This window comes from Winslowiella toletana, assembly GCF_032164335.1.
Classification (GTDB): domain Bacteria; phylum Pseudomonadota; class Gammaproteobacteria; order Enterobacterales; family Enterobacteriaceae; genus Erwinia; species Erwinia toletana_A.
This window is the reverse complement of sequence record NZ_CP134152.1, coordinates 1,123,286-1,140,307: the sequence shown is the minus strand read 5'-3', so window position 1 is coordinate 1,140,307 and position 17,022 is coordinate 1,123,286. Positions and strand designations below refer to the sequence as shown.

23 protein-coding genes are annotated in these 17,022 nt (G+C 50.8%); 11 read left to right on the top strand and 12 right to left on the bottom strand.

What is annotated here, in order from left to right; translation table 11 throughout:
• Positions 1-46 precede the first annotated feature (46 nt).
• From RIN69_RS05240 to copM, 3 genes are all read right to left on the bottom strand, one after another.
• Entirely contained in the window at positions 47-241 is a 195-nt protein-coding gene (locus RIN69_RS05240) for a hypothetical protein (protein WP_313857609.1), read from the bottom strand.
• A gap of 103 nt (positions 242-344) precedes the next feature.
• Complete coding sequence (locus RIN69_RS05235) at positions 345-728, bottom strand: RidA family protein (protein ID WP_313856031.1); 384 nt, start codon at positions 726-728, stop codon at positions 345-347.
• Between the two features lie 93 nt (positions 729-821).
• Positions 822-1,172 carry a CopM family metallochaperone gene (gene copM, locus RIN69_RS05230; protein ID WP_313856029.1) on the bottom strand — a complete coding sequence of 117 codons (351 nt, stop codon included), beginning with the start codon at positions 1,170-1,172 and terminating at the stop codon, positions 822-824.
• Between the two features lie 682 nt (positions 1,173-1,854).
• Between copM and RIN69_RS05225 the strand changes: the two genes are divergently transcribed.
• Both RIN69_RS05225 and RIN69_RS05220 read left to right on the top strand, forming a co-directional pair.
• Complete coding sequence (locus RIN69_RS05225; protein WP_313856028.1) at positions 1,855-2,091, top strand: hypothetical protein; 237 nt, start codon at positions 1,855-1,857, stop codon at positions 2,089-2,091.
• A 328-nt stretch (positions 2,092-2,419) separates the two neighbouring features.
• A complete protein-coding gene (locus RIN69_RS05220) occupies positions 2,420-2,590 on the top strand; it encodes a hypothetical protein (RefSeq protein WP_313856026.1) in 171 nt (56 codons plus the stop codon).
• Positions 2,591-2,621: 31 nt separating this feature from the next.
• Here RIN69_RS05220 and RIN69_RS05215 read toward each other — a convergent pair whose 3' ends face one another.
• Positions 2,622-3,155, bottom strand: coding sequence for a chorismate mutase (locus RIN69_RS05215; RefSeq protein ID WP_390902530.1), 534 nt, complete (start codon positions 3,153-3,155; stop codon positions 2,622-2,624).
• Positions 3,156-3,393: 238 nt separating this feature from the next.
• On the opposite strand from RIN69_RS05215, the gene RIN69_RS05210 reads away from it, so the two are divergent.
• The 5 genes from RIN69_RS05210 (at position 3,394) to RIN69_RS05190 (ending at position 6,483) form a co-directional block, all read left to right on the top strand.
• Positions 3,394-3,627 (top strand): hypothetical protein, encoded by a 234-nt coding sequence (locus tag RIN69_RS05210; RefSeq protein ID WP_313856023.1) that lies wholly within the window; start codon positions 3,394-3,396, stop codon positions 3,625-3,627.
• A 199-nt stretch (positions 3,628-3,826) separates the two neighbouring features.
• On the top strand, positions 3,827-4,324 hold the full coding sequence (locus tag RIN69_RS05205; protein ID WP_313856021.1) for a DUF523 domain-containing protein: 498 nt from the start codon (positions 3,827-3,829) through the stop codon (positions 4,322-4,324).
• Between the two features lie 21 nt (positions 4,325-4,345).
• Entirely contained in the window at positions 4,346-4,498 is a 153-nt protein-coding gene (locus tag RIN69_RS05200) for a hypothetical protein (RefSeq protein ID WP_313856019.1), read from the top strand.
• A 147-nt stretch (positions 4,499-4,645) separates the two neighbouring features.
• Positions 4,646-5,386, top strand: coding sequence for a MipA/OmpV family protein (locus RIN69_RS05195; protein ID WP_313856018.1), 741 nt, complete (start codon positions 4,646-4,648; stop codon positions 5,384-5,386).
• A 200-nt stretch (positions 5,387-5,586) separates the two neighbouring features.
• Positions 5,587-6,483 (top strand): Kdo hydroxylase family protein, encoded by an 897-nt coding sequence (locus tag RIN69_RS05190; RefSeq protein ID WP_313856017.1) that lies wholly within the window; start codon positions 5,587-5,589, stop codon positions 6,481-6,483.
• Between the two features lie 38 nt (positions 6,484-6,521).
• On the opposite strand, the gene RIN69_RS05185 is transcribed toward RIN69_RS05190, so the two are convergent.
• Together RIN69_RS05185 and RIN69_RS05180 are read right to left on the bottom strand one after the other, a co-directional pair.
• On the bottom strand, positions 6,522-6,833 hold the full coding sequence (locus tag RIN69_RS05185) for a hypothetical protein (protein WP_313856016.1): 312 nt from the start codon (positions 6,831-6,833) through the stop codon (positions 6,522-6,524).
• Positions 6,834-6,983: 150 nt separating this feature from the next.
• Positions 6,984-7,196: a YdgH/BhsA/McbA family protein gene (locus RIN69_RS05180; protein WP_313856015.1), complete on the bottom strand. Its 213-nt coding sequence runs from the start codon at positions 7,194-7,196 to the stop codon at positions 6,984-6,986.
• 296 nt (positions 7,197-7,492) lie between these two features.
• On the opposite strand from RIN69_RS05180, the gene RIN69_RS05175 reads away from it, so the two are divergent.
• Together RIN69_RS05175 and RIN69_RS05170 are read left to right on the top strand one after the other, a co-directional pair.
• Positions 7,493-7,816, top strand: a complete 324-nt coding sequence (locus RIN69_RS05175; protein ID WP_313856014.1) for a hypothetical protein — start codon at positions 7,493-7,495, stop codon at positions 7,814-7,816.
• A 105-nt stretch (positions 7,817-7,921) separates the two neighbouring features.
• Complete coding sequence (locus tag RIN69_RS05170; RefSeq protein ID WP_313856013.1) at positions 7,922-8,020, top strand: YoaK family small membrane protein; 99 nt, start codon at positions 7,922-7,924, stop codon at positions 8,018-8,020.
• A gap of 22 nt (positions 8,021-8,042) precedes the next feature.
• On the opposite strand, the gene umuC is transcribed toward RIN69_RS05170, so the two are convergent.
• Together umuC and RIN69_RS05160 are read right to left on the bottom strand one after the other, a co-directional pair.
• Positions 8,043-9,305 (bottom strand): translesion error-prone DNA polymerase V subunit UmuC, encoded by a 1,263-nt coding sequence (umuC, locus tag RIN69_RS05165; protein ID WP_313856012.1) that lies wholly within the window; start codon positions 9,303-9,305, stop codon positions 8,043-8,045.
• Between the two features lie 256 nt (positions 9,306-9,561).
• Positions 9,562-10,200 (bottom strand): DsbA family protein, encoded by a 639-nt coding sequence (locus tag RIN69_RS05160; protein ID WP_313856011.1) that lies wholly within the window; start codon positions 10,198-10,200, stop codon positions 9,562-9,564.
• A 111-nt stretch (positions 10,201-10,311) separates the two neighbouring features.
• Here RIN69_RS05160 and RIN69_RS05155 point away from each other — a divergent pair, with 111 nt between their 5' ends.
• The gene (locus RIN69_RS05155; protein ID WP_313857607.1) at positions 10,312-11,211 is read left to right on the top strand and encodes a LysR family transcriptional regulator; all 900 of its coding nucleotides are present in this window, start codon (positions 10,312-10,314) and stop codon (positions 11,209-11,211) included.
• A 27-nt stretch (positions 11,212-11,238) separates the two neighbouring features.
• Here the strand turns inward: RIN69_RS05155 and RIN69_RS05150 are convergent, their stop codons facing one another.
• Together RIN69_RS05150 and RIN69_RS05145 are read right to left on the bottom strand one after the other, a co-directional pair.
• Complete coding sequence (locus RIN69_RS05150) at positions 11,239-11,646, bottom strand: cupin domain-containing protein (RefSeq protein ID WP_313856010.1); 408 nt, start codon at positions 11,644-11,646, stop codon at positions 11,239-11,241.
• 37 nt (positions 11,647-11,683) lie between these two features.
• Complete coding sequence (locus RIN69_RS05145) at positions 11,684-12,322, bottom strand: carboxymuconolactone decarboxylase family protein (RefSeq protein WP_313856009.1); 639 nt, start codon at positions 12,320-12,322, stop codon at positions 11,684-11,686.
• A 131-nt stretch (positions 12,323-12,453) separates the two neighbouring features.
• Between RIN69_RS05145 and RIN69_RS05140 the strand changes: the two genes are divergently transcribed.
• Positions 12,454-13,353, top strand: coding sequence for a LysR family transcriptional regulator (locus RIN69_RS05140; protein WP_313857606.1), 900 nt, complete (start codon positions 12,454-12,456; stop codon positions 13,351-13,353).
• Between the two features lie 17 nt (positions 13,354-13,370).
• Here RIN69_RS05140 and RIN69_RS05135 read toward each other — a convergent pair whose 3' ends face one another.
• Both RIN69_RS05135 and RIN69_RS05130 read right to left on the bottom strand, forming a co-directional pair.
• Positions 13,371-13,790, bottom strand: coding sequence for a translesion error-prone DNA polymerase V autoproteolytic subunit (locus RIN69_RS05135; RefSeq protein WP_313856008.1), 420 nt, complete (start codon positions 13,788-13,790; stop codon positions 13,371-13,373).
• A gap of 192 nt (positions 13,791-13,982) precedes the next feature.
• Positions 13,983-16,691, bottom strand: a complete 2,709-nt coding sequence (locus RIN69_RS05130; protein ID WP_313856007.1) for a cation-transporting P-type ATPase — start codon at positions 16,689-16,691, stop codon at positions 13,983-13,985.
• Between the last annotated feature and the right edge of the window lie 331 nt (positions 16,692-17,022).

The window sequence follows — 17,022 nt, the reverse complement described above, 5'->3', positions numbered from 1 at the left end:
GGTATTTCAGACAGTTTGCGGGCGGGCGTCCCCGCACCGCATACTGTCAGGAGATCGCTGAATCGGCGTTATGTTTATGCTTATCCGCTTCGAAGTGATCTTTAAACTGCTCGTAGATTGAGATCATATTTGAGGCGTCGCCCTGCAATGGGCTGAGTTTTCCTGCGCGCACCAGCTCAATAACCAGCTGCAACGCAGCCTGTTTAGGGCTGCTGGATGGATGTGCAATTTCGTTCGACATACGACTCCCGGCAAAGTGTAAAACATCAACTTTAGCAAGTTTAGCCATGCCCCGTTACCCTTTTCACTTACGAAAGCTGGCGTCCGCAGCAAAACCAGGCAAATCATCCATTAAGCGCAATGCTGGCTTCAATTTCGATTTTTAAATCGGGTGAAAACAGCTGGCTGACCTGAACCAGCGAACTGGCCGGCAGATGATCGCCATAGCGGGCAAACAGCACCTCGCGCAGCGCGGTCAGGTGAGTTAACTCAGTCACAAAAATAGTGACTTTGATCAGCCCCGCCATCGAGGTTTTCTCCTCTGCGGCAATAATATTCAGTTGATCAAATATCTCCTGCGCCTGTGCCGCAATTCCGTGATGCTGCGCCTCGCTGCCGTAAGCCGTCAGGCCTGACACGTACAGTACAGACTGATATTTAACGGCATGGACGTAAGGTCCAACGACATGGCCTAATTGCGGATAGTTTTTTCTTTCCAGTTGGCTCATCAGTGATTCCCTCAACAGGTTAACCTGTTGTAGTTTAGCTAAACGGCTCGACGATGGGTTTATTACTGACGAAATACCTGCATGGAAGCAACGCTATTTTTTCTGCTGTTTCAGCCACTGTTGCATGCGGTCGATTTCTGGCTGCTGGGCATCGATAATTTCCTGCGCCAGTTTGCGCATCGCCGGATCTTTACCGTATTTAAGCTCGGTTTTTGCCATCTCAATCGCTCCCTGATGATGCGCGGTCATACCCTGAGCAAAAGCAATGTCAGGATCGTCAGATTTCATCCCCTGCATCATCTCGTCGTGCATCTTCGTCATACCGCTTTGATAACTCTGCTGCGCGCCGCTCTCCTTTGCGTGATCCTGATGCGCCGTTTCGACAGCACTGGCGCTGAGCGGTGCCAGCAGTGCGATAAACAATAACGATTTTATGTTGTTCATTGGATTCCCTTATCAGCCAGATAACCTCAGACCCCATAAGGGTAAACCCTCCCCTAACGGTAAGGTCAAGTTATGACGAGGATTTCGCTGAAGCACCAGAACGACAAAGCCCGCGCAAGGCGGGCTTTAAGGGTTAAACATCTTGATTTTCCAGACTTCTCTGCAATATCGACGCGAACGTCAGGGGTTTACTGCAATGGCTACATACCGCCCCGTGGGGATGATTTTTACTGCTGTCAGCGACGGTGAACAAAAACGTCGAGCTTCCGCAGTCGGTGCAACTCAGGCTAATACTGGAGATATCCACCCTCTTTCTGTTTAGTGGAGATTCACCATAGCACTTTTGTTCCGCATAAACCGCTCGATTATTTCGTTGCAGACGGGATAAATGTTCTTAAAAACCGAAATTTCCTGCGGCAGCATTTCGTCTTAACACCTAAACTCAACTTAACATTGGGCAAAAATACCTGCGGTTATTCTGATTTTTTCTGGATTGATACTGCTGGGCAGGCTTCAGGATTAAAATCGTGATCGACCAGCCATTTATGCAGTTGACGAAGCGCAGCCTTTCGCAATATTTTGTTATTATAAAACCAATTATTAGCATACTCATTATGATCAACCCCTAAGAGGTCTCTCACCGTCCGGTGAGACCTGAAAAGTACTTAAAAGGATGTCTGACATGAAACGCCAACAGGTGCGGCATACCACCAACCTGCTTGCTCTACCGGCGTTAGCGCTATTGCTATCACCATTAACTCAGGCAGAGACGGTAACGGTATCACTTTCACAGGAACAGGACGGCGGCGACATGGGTCGTGCCTGTATTTATGTTCATCAAGGTAAGGCGGAGTTTCGCATTGTAAAACAAGACCAACAATGCGAGCCGCAAATCACGCTCGAAAAGGTAAAAACCTGAAGCTCAGGTTATTAAAACTAATTAAGTTATAACTGATGTGCTATCAGCGCATTATTCGGTGAATATTTTTAATTTACCGCTTGTCGTCAGTGCGATTCACTGCGGCTAACTACGCAAAGCTAACTCTCTTTATCTTTCCGGGATTATGCCGGTAGCTGTTACTGGCATAATCTTTCGGTTACTCAACCGGCACTCCGGCGAAAAAAACTCCAGACTACTGAATTCAATAGCTTTATTCTGCCTTCTGCGCACTTGCCGCTTCGTTCTACTATACTGATGTCAAGCCGGGCTGTTCTTCGCCATCAACGATAGCGGATAAGGAGGAAAGATGTTAATTGGATTTGTACTGTTAGTCAGCGCCTGCGGCCATGATGCCTGTGACGCACTACCGGTCTCAGAACACATCTACCCGACGCTGGAAGCGTGTCAACAGATGGCGGATCGTATTCACCAGCGTCGTCCTTTTGCCGTGCTACTGTGCGGAGAAGTACATCGTTAACCTCTTTCCCCCATCAGCCATTCACTCTGTGTTACTTCAGCGCCACGTTTTTTAACGCATCAAAAATCAGCGTTTTGTCATTATCGGTGATATTATGCTGTGAAATCAGCATATTGAAAGTTACACGATCGTTTTCATTGATAGGGTTACCGGCTTTCAGCACCTTAGCCAGCTGCTGTAAAGAATCAGTGCTGAGCTGACCTATCTTTTCGCGTACTACCGGCAATGACAGTGGCGTCCATTTCACTTCAGGCTTCGACAACCAGTCAGCGCGATAGCGATACTGGATCGCTTTGGCAGCATCCATCTGTGCCTTAACAAACGGCTTTACCGACGCCGCCTGCAGGCCAAATTTTTCAGCACTGCTGAGGGTCAGCACTGATACGCGCGCTTCCTGCTGTAAATCTTCTATCGGCTGATGGTTAGCGGCTTTGTATCCGGCCACATCCTTCATATAGGCGAGGCGTTGATTGATTTGCACGAAAAGTTGGGTCTTATCGTCCGCCTGCGCCACGGGCATCAACAGGGTGAGTGAGAGCGCCACAAGTCCATATTTAGTGATCATTTTCATTCTCTTCCTTGGGGGAAAACATCGGTAGTTTAGCATAAAAACTCATTAGCAAAACTTCACAGTTATTTTTTTACTGCTGACCGGCAACCGATTTGTTATCTGGCGATGCCGGTACTGAAAGCGATAAACTTGAAGCTGAGCGCACTACACGCCATTGCAGGTTGAAACCCCCTGCGGTACAGGTCAAAATATAGCCTATTTTATTATTATATCTTCTGCAATAGTTGCTCTGATGAAAACGTTGAAGCCACGTCGCCCTAATGGTCGATGGATTTATTACATACTCTATGAAGGCATCTTGTGGCCCTGCCCGGTTCGCTGGGAATGGGAACATGGCTACGGCGGCTGGCTGCCCTTTTATTACTCCCCGACCTTTGAGTTTGTCGCTGGCGATCCGGCTAAGGCCTATCGGATAACTAAAAGCGCGGTCAAAACACGTGATACCTCGCGGATAAATCAATCCTGATAGCCAGGATTGCCACACACCGCCCCGGCTAATCGGCGCTTCAACTGGTATCAGGTGAACTGATATCAGGTGAAAATGTTGCCGTAAAGCCAGCCTCTGATTCAGTTTATTGAATAGTTCTTAACTGAGTTCCGCTTCTCTCGCCTTGCTGCACAATGAATGCGATGATGCAAAACCTTAGCGTTCAGGTAAGGCATCGATGAAAAAAATCCTCCTCAGTGCATGTTTAGCGGGCTTTCCGGTACGCTACAACGGCTCAGCAAAAACCGTGGTTTCTGAACATCTTGCGCGCTGGCGTCAGCAGAATCGCCTGGTGGTTTTCTGCCCGGAGCTGGCTGCCGGATTTCAGACGCCGCGCCCTGCGGCCGAGATTCAGCCGACCCGCAGCGGAAACGGCGTTATTGCGCATGGTGCCAGAGTGAGAGAAGCAAGCGGGGATGATGTCACCGAACGCTACATTCTGGCGGCATGGCTGACGCTGGAAATGGCGCAGCAGCATGGCTGTCAGTATGCCATCTTAACCGAGGGTAGCCCGTCGTGCGGCACTGACCTTATCTATAGCGGTGATTTTACTCAGCGCAAAATAGCCGGTAGCGGAGTGACCACCGAGCTGTTAACCCGCCACGGTATTGAGGTATTCTCCGAACACCAAATTCCGCGCTTATGCGCAAGAATTCATGAGTCAGATGCTGTTTAGCCAGACCCGAAGGAAATCATAATGAAAAAACGCTGGATTGTGGTGATCGTCATCGTGCTGATGCTTGGCTGGTGCAACCGCGATACGCTTAATCCTTTTGCACCAGATTGCAGTAAAACCCCCCACGCCGAGGGCTGTAAGAAAAAATGGTCAGCGCCTGGCCTCGAGCTGTGATAAAAATTTTGCGGGCCGTTACGCGGCCTGCTCTGATATCCTCGACCCCCACCACATTATTCCCCGTCCTTTCCTGATAAAAGATATTTACACTGAAATAGCATCGGTAATCTGCTCCTCTTTTATGCTGGTCTGAGACAGGTGATTATGATGAATAAAAAACCCGGATGGTGTTGCCTGATCCTGCTGTTTACTGCGCCAGTATCCGCAGACGATCTGGCACTGGCGCTGGATAATCAATGGCAAATTAATCCTTATCGCGCCAAACGCGTTGAATACACTCCCTTTCCGTTATTGAGCTGGACCGGTAATCATTTTTATATCGACGGAGATGAAGCGGGAATTCTGGCGTGGAAAGATGACGTTAATGAGCTAAAGATAAAAGCATTATGGTTTGATCGGAGCTATGACCGCAGCGACGGTAAAGGGTGGCAAATGCAGCAGCTGAATAACCGTCGTACCACCATGATGGCCGGTCTCAGTTATCAGCGCATCACGCCGTATGGCGCATTATCCGGGCAGCTGGCAGCGGATACGCTGGGGCTGAGCAATGGCGTCGTTGCCACTGCTTCATGGACCGGTTATCTGCAAAGTGGAAAACTGGCGTTTATTCCTGCAGCAGGAATTGACTGGGAGGACGCACGTCAAACCCGCTATTACTATGGTGTAACTGCGGATGAATCGCAACGCAGCGGATTAGCCCGCTATCGCCCGTCAGCCAGCCTGACGCCATGGCTACAGCTGGCGCTGGATTACCGTTTCACCCCCCAGTGGGAAGGCTTTATCTCTACGCGGGTAAACTTCCTCGACAGCAATGTGCGTGACAGCCCGATGGTAGAGAAATCGACCAGTTATGTTATCGATCTCGGTATTAACTATCATTTTTAAATGCTCAGCGAAATAACCGCGAGGCGCGCCCGCGCCAACTCAGTTTGATGCGGCAATAATGGAACACGCTTAATCCCGGACGTCGGATTAGCAGGCTAACTATTTTCCGACTCCGGACGCTCGTTTAACTTAGGTTTAACTTAATATTCTTCAGCGCAATATAATATTTAGTGAATTTTATAAAATAATAAGGCGTTATCATGTCCGGAAGCCTCTTATCTCCGCAGTCCGTGATTCACTCACTGCCTAATACCCAGTGGGATGAGCCGGTAAATAATGTCTCTGCGGTAGAAACTCTTGAGCAAGGAAAAGTGCTGTTTCTGCCTCGTCTGGCATTTACTCTTACTGATGAAGAGCAATTGCTGCTGACGCCAGATTTAGTCGATATCAAACGTAAAAATATCAGCTTTAATCCTCAAACCGGTAAAGTGAATGGGCTTGCGACTGAAGATAAAATGCCGCAGGTGAAAGCGTTGCTGGAGCGTCATCATCAGCACAGTCTGCAACTGGTCAGGGCGCTGCTGCCTGAATATCGTACCGCGCTGCACACCCCGAATAATACCCTACGCCTGCATCCGGTTGCGGCGTGGCGTGAATCCAGTTCGTGGCGCAAAGATGACAGCCGTTTGCACGTTGATGCCTTTCCATCACGCCCGAACCATGGCGAACGTATCCTGCGCATCTTCACCAATATCAATCCCAATGGTGAAAGCCGCCAGTGGCGCGTCGGTGAACCTTTCCCGCAGCTGGCAAAGCGTTTTATGCCACGCCTGAAGCGCTACTCACCGCTCAGCAGCTGGTTGCAACACCGGCTCGGCATCACTAAACGCTATCGCAGTCATTATGATCATCTGATGCTGCAACTGCATGATGCAATGAAAGCCGATCAATCTTACCAGCAGCAAGGGCCACAGGTGGCGCTGGAACTGCCTGCGGGCAGCAGCTGGATCTGTTTTTCCGATCAGACCCCTCATGCCGCAATGAGCGGTCAGTTTATGCTGGAACAAACATTCCTGCTGCCGATCGCCGGAATGAAAGATCCGCAGAATGCCCCGCTGGCAATTCTCGAAAAGCTGCAACAGAAATCACTGACCTGAATCACTGGCAGAGTGCTTTACCCACTCTGCCAGCCGCTTTATAAGGCGGTAATTTCACTGACCTGATGCTGAAAAACATAGGGGTCGGACAACAGTTCAAATTGCTCATCGTCGGCGTAAGTCACCGCAATATGATAATCCTCACCGGCAAACGCTTTTACTGCATCAATATCCAGCCAGTAGGTGGCGAGAAAGAAGTGCTCCCAAGCCCCCTGCGTTTCACGACGGACAAATGCTCCAAGATTACCCGCCACGCTTTGTGAATGCTGAACACCAGTAAGCTGTAAATGTGCGGCAAAACCTTCGGCAAATTTTACCGGCACGCAGCCGTGCCATGTTCTGACGATCATAATATTCATCCTGTTGTTATTTAAGTCATTATGACCATAACATTATTCTGACCACCGCGACTATGGGTGTCGATCAATGCATTCAAAACGCAAAATGCCAGTCACCTGAGGCGACTGGCATTTAAAACTGATTGGGCGGGCTGGAAGAGATTATTTAATCAGGTCAGCAGTCATATAGACCTGGTTGCCAACGCGTGCGCTGGTGATTTTATAAGATGATGCACCGGCTTGCTCTGCTTTTGCCGCAATGCGCGCTTCAGCACTGTCAAGGTGGCTACCGTAGGCGCTGACGCTTTGCGCAAAGCTGCCAAAAGAAATGGTAGAGAGGGCAATTACTGCAACAAAAGTTTTGATAGATTTCATGGTGTAGCTCCTTTAGTTTTTTTACCGGGAGAAGGCTTATCGCCTTCGATGGAGCTATAATAGCCACACAGAGTTTGAGTTGATAGCGGAGCTATTTGCTTATCTTTGTCAAAAAAACTGATTTAGAAATATACAGCTATTTTGCTAGCTTAAATTTCTGCTTCTGCCACCGTCAGGCAATCCTCTCCGCGCTTTAATTTATCTCTGTGACTGTGCCTGCATATTCCACTGACTCCTCCGGCACAAATCGGGTAGCGCCTATACTCAGCTTGTTCACAATGGAATTGGAGTGATTTATGTTATGGCTTGAACAGGGACTTTATCTGAGAGTTCAACAGCTGGAAAACGGCCCGCGCCCGCTCCCTTTGCTTAGTGGTTTCAGTAGCGACTTTGCCTATCGCGCGATAGGTTGCTTTAACCCTTCAGAAAGCTCCGACGCGTACTATATCTTGTCCAATGACCGTGATGAGATATGGTTTATCTGCAACCGCCATTTAAGAACCGTCTGTCTTGCCGCCCAGCTCACCGAGTTCAGAGCGCCCCTATCGCTGTTGTGCAGGCCATCCGACGATCGCAGTGCGCGAGCTGGCGAAGCCGCTAAGGATAAAAAACAGGGGTAATTAATCGGGTGATGGTCAGGCCAGGCTTTCCCGTATCATCTCTCTCCGGATGGCGTTATCATAAGTGGCTGTTTAATCGCGTAACCATCATCGGAGAGAGTATTTATGGACAAAAGAGCGATTGCCCCGGCTATTATCTTTATTGCGGCTATGGTGTTTTTTGTCTGGTTTATTGCCAGCGGTGCGGCAATGCCGGGTAGCTGAGGCGCGACTGTTGCGCGGAAAATCACTTCGCTACCGGCAAATCTGCAAAGCGCGTGGTGTACGCCGGAGAGAGCATTTCGCGCTTCATCGCCCACGACTTATTAATCCCCTGGCCGGCAAACCAGACTTTGCCTTTGCCCGACTGATTCAGCTCGTCAATCACGCCCATCAGCGCCTCACTGCCCATCCGCGGCCGATACTCATCAAACAGATTCAGCTGGGCAATGCCCTGACTGAAAAAGTCCCCCAGCATCACGCCCGCTTTCATATAGCGATGACCATCAATCCAGATCCGATCCAGCGACTCCATTGCAATCCGCACGATATCGCGCGTATCGTTTGACGGCGTCAACAGCGTTCCGCCCGCCTGGTTACCGTAAAACTGCTCGTTAGCCGCGTGCGGACTGGTGCGCAGGAATACCGCAATCTGTCGGCAATACTGCTTCTCGCCACGTAATTTCTCCGCCGCACGTTCCGCGTAAGCACACACCGCCTGACGCATCTCCTGGTAATCCGTAATGCGGCTGCCAAACGATCGGGAACAGACAATCTGTTGTTTGGTCGGCATAACCTCTTCGATCGCCAGACAAGGCTCGCCATTCAGCTCGCGCACGGTACGCTCCAGCACCACGTTAAAATTTTTACGAATAAACGAGGGTGTGCACTCTGCTAAATGCAGCGCGGTTTCAATGCCCATCAGGTTTAACGTTTTGCTGATGCGCCGCCCGACTCCCCAGACATCCTCAACCGGCACCATACTCATCAGTTTTCGCTGTCGCTGCTGGTCTGACAGATCAAGTACCCCACCGGTCTTTTTCCATTTTTTGGCGGCATGATTCGCCAGCTTGGCCAGCGTTTTTGTTGGAGCGATCCCCACCCCGACGGTCAGATGGGTTTCTTTCATCACCCGGGCGCGTACATCGCGACCAAACTGCTCCAGCGACATGCAGTTACTGACGCCGCTCAGGTTCATAAATGCTTCATCAATCGAGTAAATTTCCACCGAGGGTGCCATCTCTTCCAGCGTGGTCATCACCCGATTACTCATATCGGCATACAGTGCATAGTTCGAACTGAATACTTTTACTTTATGGCGCTGAATATCCTCCTTCATTTTGAAGTACGGCGCGCCCATTTTGATGCCGATCGCTTTCGCCTCAGCGCTGCGGGCAATCACACAGCCGTCGTTATTCGACAGCACCACTACCGGAACGCCACGCAAATCAGGCCGGAACACCGTTTCACAGGAGGCGTAAAAGCTATTAACGTCTACCAGCGCGAACATTATTGCATCCCGCAACATACGACTAATGCAGCAGCCATATTGCCCTGAAAAATAGCCGTGCCGGGTTCGATTAGTGACTTGACTGGATGTGAGAAGGTCATCGCTTCCCCCTGTGATTATACTGGTTATAATTACAGTATAATCGGATTTCGCCGGGCGTGGGAAGTGCGGTTTTAAGCCCGTAAGATAAGATGTTGAACGGTAACGAAAGAGAGTGCAACCCGCATCAGCACCGGCGAATATTATTCACAGCAGGTTATGCATTCTGTAACTGGCGAACCCACTCCTGTGGATTTGAATACACTAAACCTGAGTTAATTATCTGGCGCGTTGAACCCGATTCAGCAATAAACGTCGGAACGCCACGCGCACCGTATTCCTGCATCATCTGCTGGGCCCGCACGGTACGATTGTGGGTTGCTTTCAGTAAATTTTCCGCAGGATGCAGAACGTTTTCTGCCGCACTCTCTAATCCCAGCGCACGTAATATATCTGCAAGCACCGGCAATGAGGTGACGTCAAGACCTTCGACGTAACGGGCGTGCTGTATGGCTTTCAGTGCATCAAGCTGCCTTATCGTTTGTGTCTGCGAGACGGCGGTTAACGCAACGGTGGCCGGGCCACTGTCAAATTGTTGCTGCCGATCCTGAAGAACATTCTTACGATAAAGTGCGGAGAAAGGTTGCCCGGTCATGTGAGCAATTCGCTGGTCGTTTTCCCACGCGTAGGCGGCGAAATCATCGCCCATTGGGCGGGCGCCGGCACCTGAAAACAGGCCGGTTGGCAGTAGCTCAAGCGTAATATTCTGAGCCTCAGCCAGCTTGCTCAGCGCAGGTGATGCCCCGTAGCACCAGCCACATAGCGGATCGAATAAATAGTGAAGGGTAATGTTCATTGACTGTTCCTCATGTGAAGTTACTCATCATAGGAAATATCAATTGGATGTTAAACAGAGCTATGATAAACACACTGTCATTTAAAAGCATACAATAGAGGGCCGTCAGTGATGGAACCAGGCAGCATCAGACGACTTACCTACTTCGTCTCGGTGGTTGAGACCGGATCGTTTACCGCCGCGGCGGAACGTCTGGGGATCACCAAAGCGGTGGTCAGCCAGCAGGTTGCACGTCTGGAGCAGGAGCTCAGTACCACACTGCTGATCCGCACGACGCGTAAAGTTCAGATAACCGATGCCGGGAAGATTTTCTATGAGCACTGCGCGTCTATTCTGCGTGAAACAGAAGAGGCCTTTGCACAACTCGCCGCTGCGGTGGCAAAGCCTTCAGGCACGCTAAAGCTGACCGCCCCTTTTGACTACGGTATCAGCGTCGTCGTTCCTGCCATTGCAGCTTTTACTCAGCTTTATCCTGACTGCAAAGTCGATGCGGTGCTCAGTGATAATACGCTTGATATTGTCGCCAACAATATTGAAGTGGCGATCCGCGTGGGCTGGCTGGCGGATACCCGATTGCAGGCAAGAAAAATTGGCACTTTTCGACAGCGGCTGGTGGCTTCCAGCAGCATGCAATCACACGTCGATCGGCTAAAGAAACCGGAAGAGATCACCGCGCTGCCGTTTATCGCCAATACCGCGCTGCGCGATCCCACTGAATGGCAATTTACGCTGAATGAGAAACAACAGCGTGTTGAAGTGCAGCCCTGCATATCTCTTGATGCCACACTGGCGGTGCGTGAAGCCGTGAGAGAAGGTGCGGGTATCTCAGTGTTACCCGATTTTGCCATTTCAGAGGATCTGCATTCAGGTCGTTTAATTCCGGTGCTGCCACAGTGGACACTGCCCGTCGGCGAGATCTATGCGGTTTTTCCCGCGTCACGCTTTCGCCCGATAAAGGTGCGCTCATTTATCGATCTATTGATAAAAAAGGATAAAGAGCGCAGCGCGTGACAGGAGCGACGACGCTCACCGGCCTGGTTATGGTAACTGACGATATTCCTCATCAGAAACCGGCTCCAGCCACTCATTGGAAGCATTCTCAGCCGGAACTTCAACCGCGACATGTGCAAACCAACTGTCTGAAGCGGCACCATGCCAGTGTTTTGTACCGGGTGGAATATTGACCACATCTCCGGCAACAAGCTGCTGAGCAGGTTTATTCCATTCCTGATACCAGCCGCGTCCACCCGTAACCAGCAGAATCTGGCCGCCCTTATGGTGAATATGCCAGTTATTCCGGCAGCCTGGTTCAAACACCACATTACCGATGGTTACGCCCACAGTGGACAACATGCTGAGGTAGCTGGTCCCCTGGAAATAGTCGGCGTAAGCCTCATTTTTCGGCCCTTTAGGGAAAATACCGTTACCGTCAAATTTCTCGCTCATTTTGTCTCCACTGCCGGATTATTCCGGCGTATTGGTGTTATTCGTTATTAGCCAGCACTGAATCCAGCACTGCACTGGCATTGGCTGCGATGGCGTTTCCGCATTTTTGTTGCAGCACGTCGACAAAAGCCCGTAACTGCGCTGCGGTTAATCCCGTATTGAGGCTAATGCCATAGTGGCTCTGAAGCTGGCTGTTGACGCCAGTCATCGCCGCCAATGCTGAAATGGTCGCCAGCTCTCGGGTCTGCCAGTCCAGCACGTCTCGCTGGAAAATATCGCCAAACAGGTGCGATTTAAGATATTCATCAATCACCGGAGCAAATTCAAACAGCGGCCCTTTCACCGGCTGGCCGACCAGTTTTGTCTGGTTTTCAGTTCCCCGCTCGAGGCTGCTGCGCCGATCGGTAACAGGTGTCGCCTCTCTGCCCGGCTCATCCTCAAGGCCTTCCTTGCGGCGTAACGCCAGAACGCTCATCAGCGTGCCCAGCGCATTCAGGCTGCGTGGAAATCCCGCATAGGCATACAGCTGAACCAGGATTTCTTTTATCTCGCTGATGGTCATTCCGCTATTCAGACCAGTACTCAGCGCTGTTTTCAGCTTTTCTGTCTCTCCACTGGCGGTAAATACCGCAATCGGGATGGCAGCCTGCTGTTTATCGTTCAATAAATTTTGCATAGCAAAGCCTCAGTAAAGTGCTCATAACGGATGGCTGTTATCTGGTGCAGCCCAGTGGAGAGAGTGTATGGGAAGCGCGATTAAATGATAAGATAGCCAAATCAACATACACTTGTGCAAAAAATTCACCAATCATGACAAGAGAAAAGCTGAACGACCTCCAGGCATTTGTAATGGTAGCCAATGAGCGCAGTTTTACCCGCGCGGCCGCAGTGCTGGGAGTCTCCCGTTCAGCGCTGAGCCATACGCTACAGGGGCTTGAAGAGCGGCTGGGGGTGAGGCTGTTAACCCGGACCACGCGGAGTGTTTCCCCGACTGAAGCGGGCGAACGTCTGTTAAACGTGCTGGCACCGCGACTTGGTGAAATCGAAGCGGAGCTCGCTTCACTGAGTGCATTTCGTGATAAACCTGCTGGAACGATACGTATTACCGCCCATGACCACGCCATCACCTCCATTCTCTGGCCGCGGCTGTTACCGGTGCTGAGGGAATATCCTGACATCAACATTGAATTCAATATGGGCTATGAACTGACGGATATTGCGGCCGGGCGTTTTGATGCTGGTGTGCGAATGGGCGATCAGGTAGACAAGGATATGATTGCGGTGTGCCTGACACCGGATGTACAGATGGCGGTGATTGCCTCACCCGCTTACCTGTCCGGCAAGCAGCCGATTGTAAAACCTGAAGATCTTCTGTCGCATAACTGTATTAATCTGCGGCTACCTACGCATGGGGGGTTATACGCGTGGGAGTTTGAGCAAAACGGCCAAAAAATCGACGTCAGGGTCAGCGGGCAAAGCGTATTTAACAATACCTTTCTGATGATTCAGGCGGCCATTGATGGCGGCGGCCTGGCCTATGTGCCCTATGATGTAGTGGTAAAATATATTGAGTCAGGCGAGTTAATCCAGCTACTGGCAGACTGGAGCCCATGCTTTCCGGGATATTATCTTTATTATCCCAGCAGGCAACACCTGCCTGCTGCTTTTGCCATCGTGATTGATGCCCTGCGCTGGCATCAAAGATAGCCCGATGTCCGAAGATGCTAGCTGGTTGCTTTAATCACAAAGGTCACCACGCCGAAGATCTCCAGCGCCTCTTCACTGCCAATAACGATCGGCGAGTAGCTGGCGTTCATCGGCATCAGCTGAACTCTGGGGCGCAACTGCAACTGTTTAACCGTGAACTCTCCTTCCAGCGCGGCGACCACAATGCTGCCATGTTCAGCACGCATCGAACTGTCTACCACCAGCATATCGCCGTCGCTGATGCCGCCCTCAATCATCGAGTCGCCACTGACTTTAATAAAATAGGTGGCGGCCGGATGCTGCACCAGCAGGTCGTTTAGATCGATGCGCTGCTCAACATAATCTGCTGCCGGAGAGGGAAAGCCACAGGGAACCCGATCGATAAACAGAGGTAACTGCATGATTGCGCGGACATCTACGGGGTTTAAAAATTGCATAACGGCTGATCTCAATTAACACTGTATATAATAACAGTATTATTAATTATGATGATCAAGCAAGTGGCTTTTTTGCTGCCGCCGTGAAGCTGATGATGACAAAGAGATTTTAGTCTGAGGGGATAAAACGGTATCTCCTCGCCAGCGGCGCGCAAACCGCACGCCCACTGGCGAGGAAATCATCATTGCGAACTACTTACGCCAGTTACGCGTCAGCTTTTTCTCAATCTCCACGACCACAAACAGCATGGCACCAATCATCAGCGAGATAATCCAGTAGCTGAACGGTAATGGACGCGTACCAAACAGCGTGTTCATCAGCGGCACATAGATAATCAGCGCCTGCAGCGCGATAAGCACCAGCGTCACCAGCCAAATACCTTTGTTTTTCAACAGGCCAGCATTTAACGAGAAGTGTTCTGAATCACGGCAGTTGATCATATATACCCATTGCGCCGTCACCAGCATTTGTAACAGCACGGTACGAATAAACTCCGTGCTGTAGCCACGTGGCTCTAACCACGCCTCAAGGATAAAGGCGCTAATGGAGATCAACAGGCCTACAAACACCACGCGCCAGATGGCATAACCATCCATTACATGGCTTTTCACATTGCGCGGTGGTCGCCGCATGGCATTTCTTTCAGCCGGTTCAAACGCCAGACCAAATGACAGCGTGGCCGAGGTCGCCATGTTCATCCACAAAATCTGTACTGGCGTCAGCGGCAGCAGATTCCCCATCAGAATGGCAATAATAATTAACAACCCCTGCGCGAGGTTGGTCGGCATAATAAACAGGATGGTTTTTTTCAGGTTATCGTAAACCCGACGCCCCTCTTTCACCGCGCTGGCAATAGTGGCGAAGTTATCGTCGGCGAGAATCATATCCGCGGACTCTTTCGTCACTTCGGTTCCCTTAATCCCCATCGCGATACCGACGTTAGCCTGTTTCAACGCTGGCGCATCATTGACGCCGTCACCGGTCATACCGACAATCGCGCCGGTCTCCTGTAACGCTTTGACCAACCGCAGCTTATGTTCCGGACTGGTGCGGGCAAAAATATCATACTCCTGCGCCACCGTTTGCAGCTCCCGATCGTCCATATGCTCCAGCTGATAGCCGGTAATTGACGAGGCGCTGTTGCCGATTCCCAGCATCTGGCCGATGGCCATTGCGGTTTCCTGATGATCGCCGGTGATCATTTTCACCCGGATCCCCGCCTGCTGGCACTGCTCAATCGCCGCAATCGCTTCAGGACGCGGTGGATCCATCATGCCGGCAATCCCCAGCAGCACCAGACCTTGCTGGAGGTCCGGATGATCCAGCGATGTCAGATTTTGCTCTACAGGCTTACGCGCGGCAGCCACCATGCGTAATCCTTCACTGGCATAGGTTGAGATAGCATTTTCCCAGTAAGCCAGATCCAACGGCACCACGCCATCTTCCTGCTGCTGCGACTGGCACAAGCGCAGTAACACATCCGGCGCGCCGGTCAGCAATACTTGCGCTTCGCCATCAATCTGACAGGCAACCGCCATATATTTATACAGCGAATCAAACGGAATTTTACTGCCGATGGTGCAGGATGCGTCATCAAGCTGGGCTTTCGCCGCCAGCACTTTCAGTGCTCCTTCGGTTGGTCCACCGGTAATCACCCAATGCCCGTGATCGTCCTGACGCAGCTGGCTTTCATTACAGATATCCACGGTGCGCAGAAACTGGGTAAACACCGGAGACGTGTTTGGCGTGGCCGCTTCGCTGGCACCGGCCGGGTAAAAATCGCCGCGCGGCTCGTAGCTGCTGCCCTCCACTCGCCACACCTTGTCCGCGAGGATCACCGCTTTAACCGTCATTTCGTTCATCGTCAGCGTGCCGGTTTTATCCGAACAGATCACTGACATTGCGCCCAGCGTTTCTACCGTCGGCAGCTTACGAATAATCGCCTGGTTGCGCGCCATCGCCTGCACGCCGAGCGAGAGAATAATCGAGATAATCGCGGGCAGACCTTCAGGCACCGCTGCCACCGCCAGGCTGATCACCGAAAGTAAGAGTTCAGCAAACGGAATATCACGCAGCATCCAGCCGAAAATCAGCAGCGCCACCATCATCAGCAAAATGATGGCAAAAATGGCTTTGCCGAGCTTGTCCATCTGAACCAGCAGCGGAGTTTTATTCTCGTTAATCGACGAGAGCATTTCGTTGATATGCCCCAGCTCGGTATCGCCGCCGGTGGCAATAACCACTCCGGATGCGGTACCGGAGCTGACGGTGGTGCCGGAAAATGCCAGGTTTTTACGATCGCCGATCGATTTCTCGCCCTCAAGCGCCGCGAGCTTTTTCGATACCACCGTCGATTCGCCGGTCAGGATCGCCTCTTCCACCCGCAGATTGTGGATGTCGATCAAGCGCAGATCTGCCGGAATACGATCGCCAGGCCGCAGCATTACAATATCGCCGGGCACAATATGTTCGGTACTGATGGTAATATGCTGACCACCGCGCACCACCAGCGCTTCGCTGGAGAGCATATTCTGGATACTTTTTAATGACTTCTCGGCATTATTTTCCTGAATAAAGCCGATCAGCGCATTGATCACCGCAACGCCCAGAATCACCAGCGTATCGACCCAGTGCCCCATGATCGCAGTGACAATGGCGGCGGCTAATAACACATAGATCAATACATCTTTAAAATGAGAAATAAACTTAACAAACAGGGATTTAGGTTTCTTTTGCGGCAGGGCATTAGGACCATGTTCCAGTAACAGGGTCTGCGCATCGGCTTCTTTTAATCCCGAGGGGGAGCTGTTAAGTGCGGCAAGACTCTCTTCAACACTGCGCTGATACCACTGTTGTGTCGACGGAGAAGACTCCCCGCTGACCGGTTTGAACTCACTCATAACTTATTGACTCCTGTTTTCCCACAATACTCCCATGCCAGGTATGAGCCAGCAGCTCCACTGCATGGGATAAACAAATTGCCATAACGTCAGCCAGTCAGACGCTGTGGTTCAGAAAATCACGACAAAAAAGCCTTAAAAAAGATGAGGAATAGAAAACTCCATCAGGTATGTTCCAGGTCAAAAAAGTTAAATAGCCTGCTGTTAAGATGATATCTAATTAAGCATAATCGATATTATTCTAAAATCTATTTATAAGTTTTCTTTCGAAAAATACCGGTTCAGCTATAACTAGGGAATCTGTAGTTTTCCTCATTACCTTAATTATGGA

Excerpts from the sequence above, each read along its gene's own strand:
- RIN69_RS05240 (WP_313857609.1), bottom strand. The coding sequence starts at position 241 with ATGTCGAACGAAATTGCACATCCATCCAGCAGCCCTAAACAGGCTGCG.
- RIN69_RS05210 (WP_313856023.1), top strand. The coding sequence starts at position 3,394 with ATGAAAACGTTGAAGCCACGTCGCCCTAATGGTCGATGGATTTATTAC.
- RIN69_RS05170 (WP_313856013.1), top strand. The coding sequence starts at position 7,922 with ATGGACAAAAGAGCGATTGCCCCGGCTATTATCTTTATTGCGGCTATG.
- copM (WP_313856029.1), bottom strand. The coding sequence starts at position 1,172 with ATGAACAACATAAAATCGTTATTGTTTATCGCACTGCTGGCACCGCTC.
- RIN69_RS05185 (WP_313856016.1), bottom strand. The coding sequence starts at position 6,833 with ATGATCGTCAGAACATGGCACGGCTGCGTGCCGGTAAAATTTGCCGAA.
- RIN69_RS05175 (WP_313856014.1), top strand. The coding sequence starts at position 7,493 with ATGTTATGGCTTGAACAGGGACTTTATCTGAGAGTTCAACAGCTGGAA.
- RIN69_RS05200 (WP_313856019.1), top strand. The coding sequence starts at position 4,346 with ATGAAAAAACGCTGGATTGTGGTGATCGTCATCGTGCTGATGCTTGGC.
- RIN69_RS05235 (WP_313856031.1), bottom strand. The coding sequence starts at position 728 with ATGAGCCAACTGGAAAGAAAAAACTATCCGCAATTAGGCCATGTCGTT.
- RIN69_RS05135 (WP_313856008.1), bottom strand. The coding sequence starts at position 13,790 with ATGCAATTTTTAAACCCCGTAGATGTCCGCGCAATCATGCAGTTACCT.
- RIN69_RS05215 (WP_390902530.1), bottom strand. The coding sequence starts at position 3,155 with ATGATCACTAAATATGGACTTGTGGCGCTCTCACTCACCCTGTTGATG.
- RIN69_RS05205 (WP_313856021.1), top strand. The coding sequence starts at position 3,827 with ATGAAAAAAATCCTCCTCAGTGCATGTTTAGCGGGCTTTCCGGTACGC.
- umuC (WP_313856012.1), bottom strand. The coding sequence starts at position 9,305 with ATGTTCGCGCTGGTAGACGTTAATAGCTTTTACGCCTCCTGTGAAACG.
- RIN69_RS05195 (WP_313856018.1), top strand. The coding sequence starts at position 4,646 with ATGATGAATAAAAAACCCGGATGGTGTTGCCTGATCCTGCTGTTTACT.
- RIN69_RS05225 (WP_313856028.1), top strand. The coding sequence starts at position 1,855 with ATGAAACGCCAACAGGTGCGGCATACCACCAACCTGCTTGCTCTACCG.
- RIN69_RS05145 (WP_313856009.1), bottom strand. The coding sequence starts at position 12,322 with ATGCAAAATTTATTGAACGATAAACAGCAGGCTGCCATCCCGATTGCG.
- RIN69_RS05160 (WP_313856011.1), bottom strand. The coding sequence starts at position 10,200 with ATGAACATTACCCTTCACTATTTATTCGATCCGCTATGTGGCTGGTGC.
- RIN69_RS05180 (WP_313856015.1), bottom strand. The coding sequence starts at position 7,196 with ATGAAATCTATCAAAACTTTTGTTGCAGTAATTGCCCTCTCTACCATT.
- RIN69_RS05220 (WP_313856026.1), top strand. The coding sequence starts at position 2,420 with ATGTTAATTGGATTTGTACTGTTAGTCAGCGCCTGCGGCCATGATGCC.
- RIN69_RS05190 (WP_313856017.1), top strand. The coding sequence starts at position 5,587 with ATGTCCGGAAGCCTCTTATCTCCGCAGTCCGTGATTCACTCACTGCCT.
- RIN69_RS05155 (WP_313857607.1), top strand. The coding sequence starts at position 10,312 with ATGGAACCAGGCAGCATCAGACGACTTACCTACTTCGTCTCGGTGGTT.
- RIN69_RS05130 (WP_313856007.1), bottom strand. The coding sequence starts at position 16,691 with ATGAGTGAGTTCAAACCGGTCAGCGGGGAGTCTTCTCCGTCGACACAA.
- RIN69_RS05150 (WP_313856010.1), bottom strand. The coding sequence starts at position 11,646 with ATGAGCGAGAAATTTGACGGTAACGGTATTTTCCCTAAAGGGCCGAAA.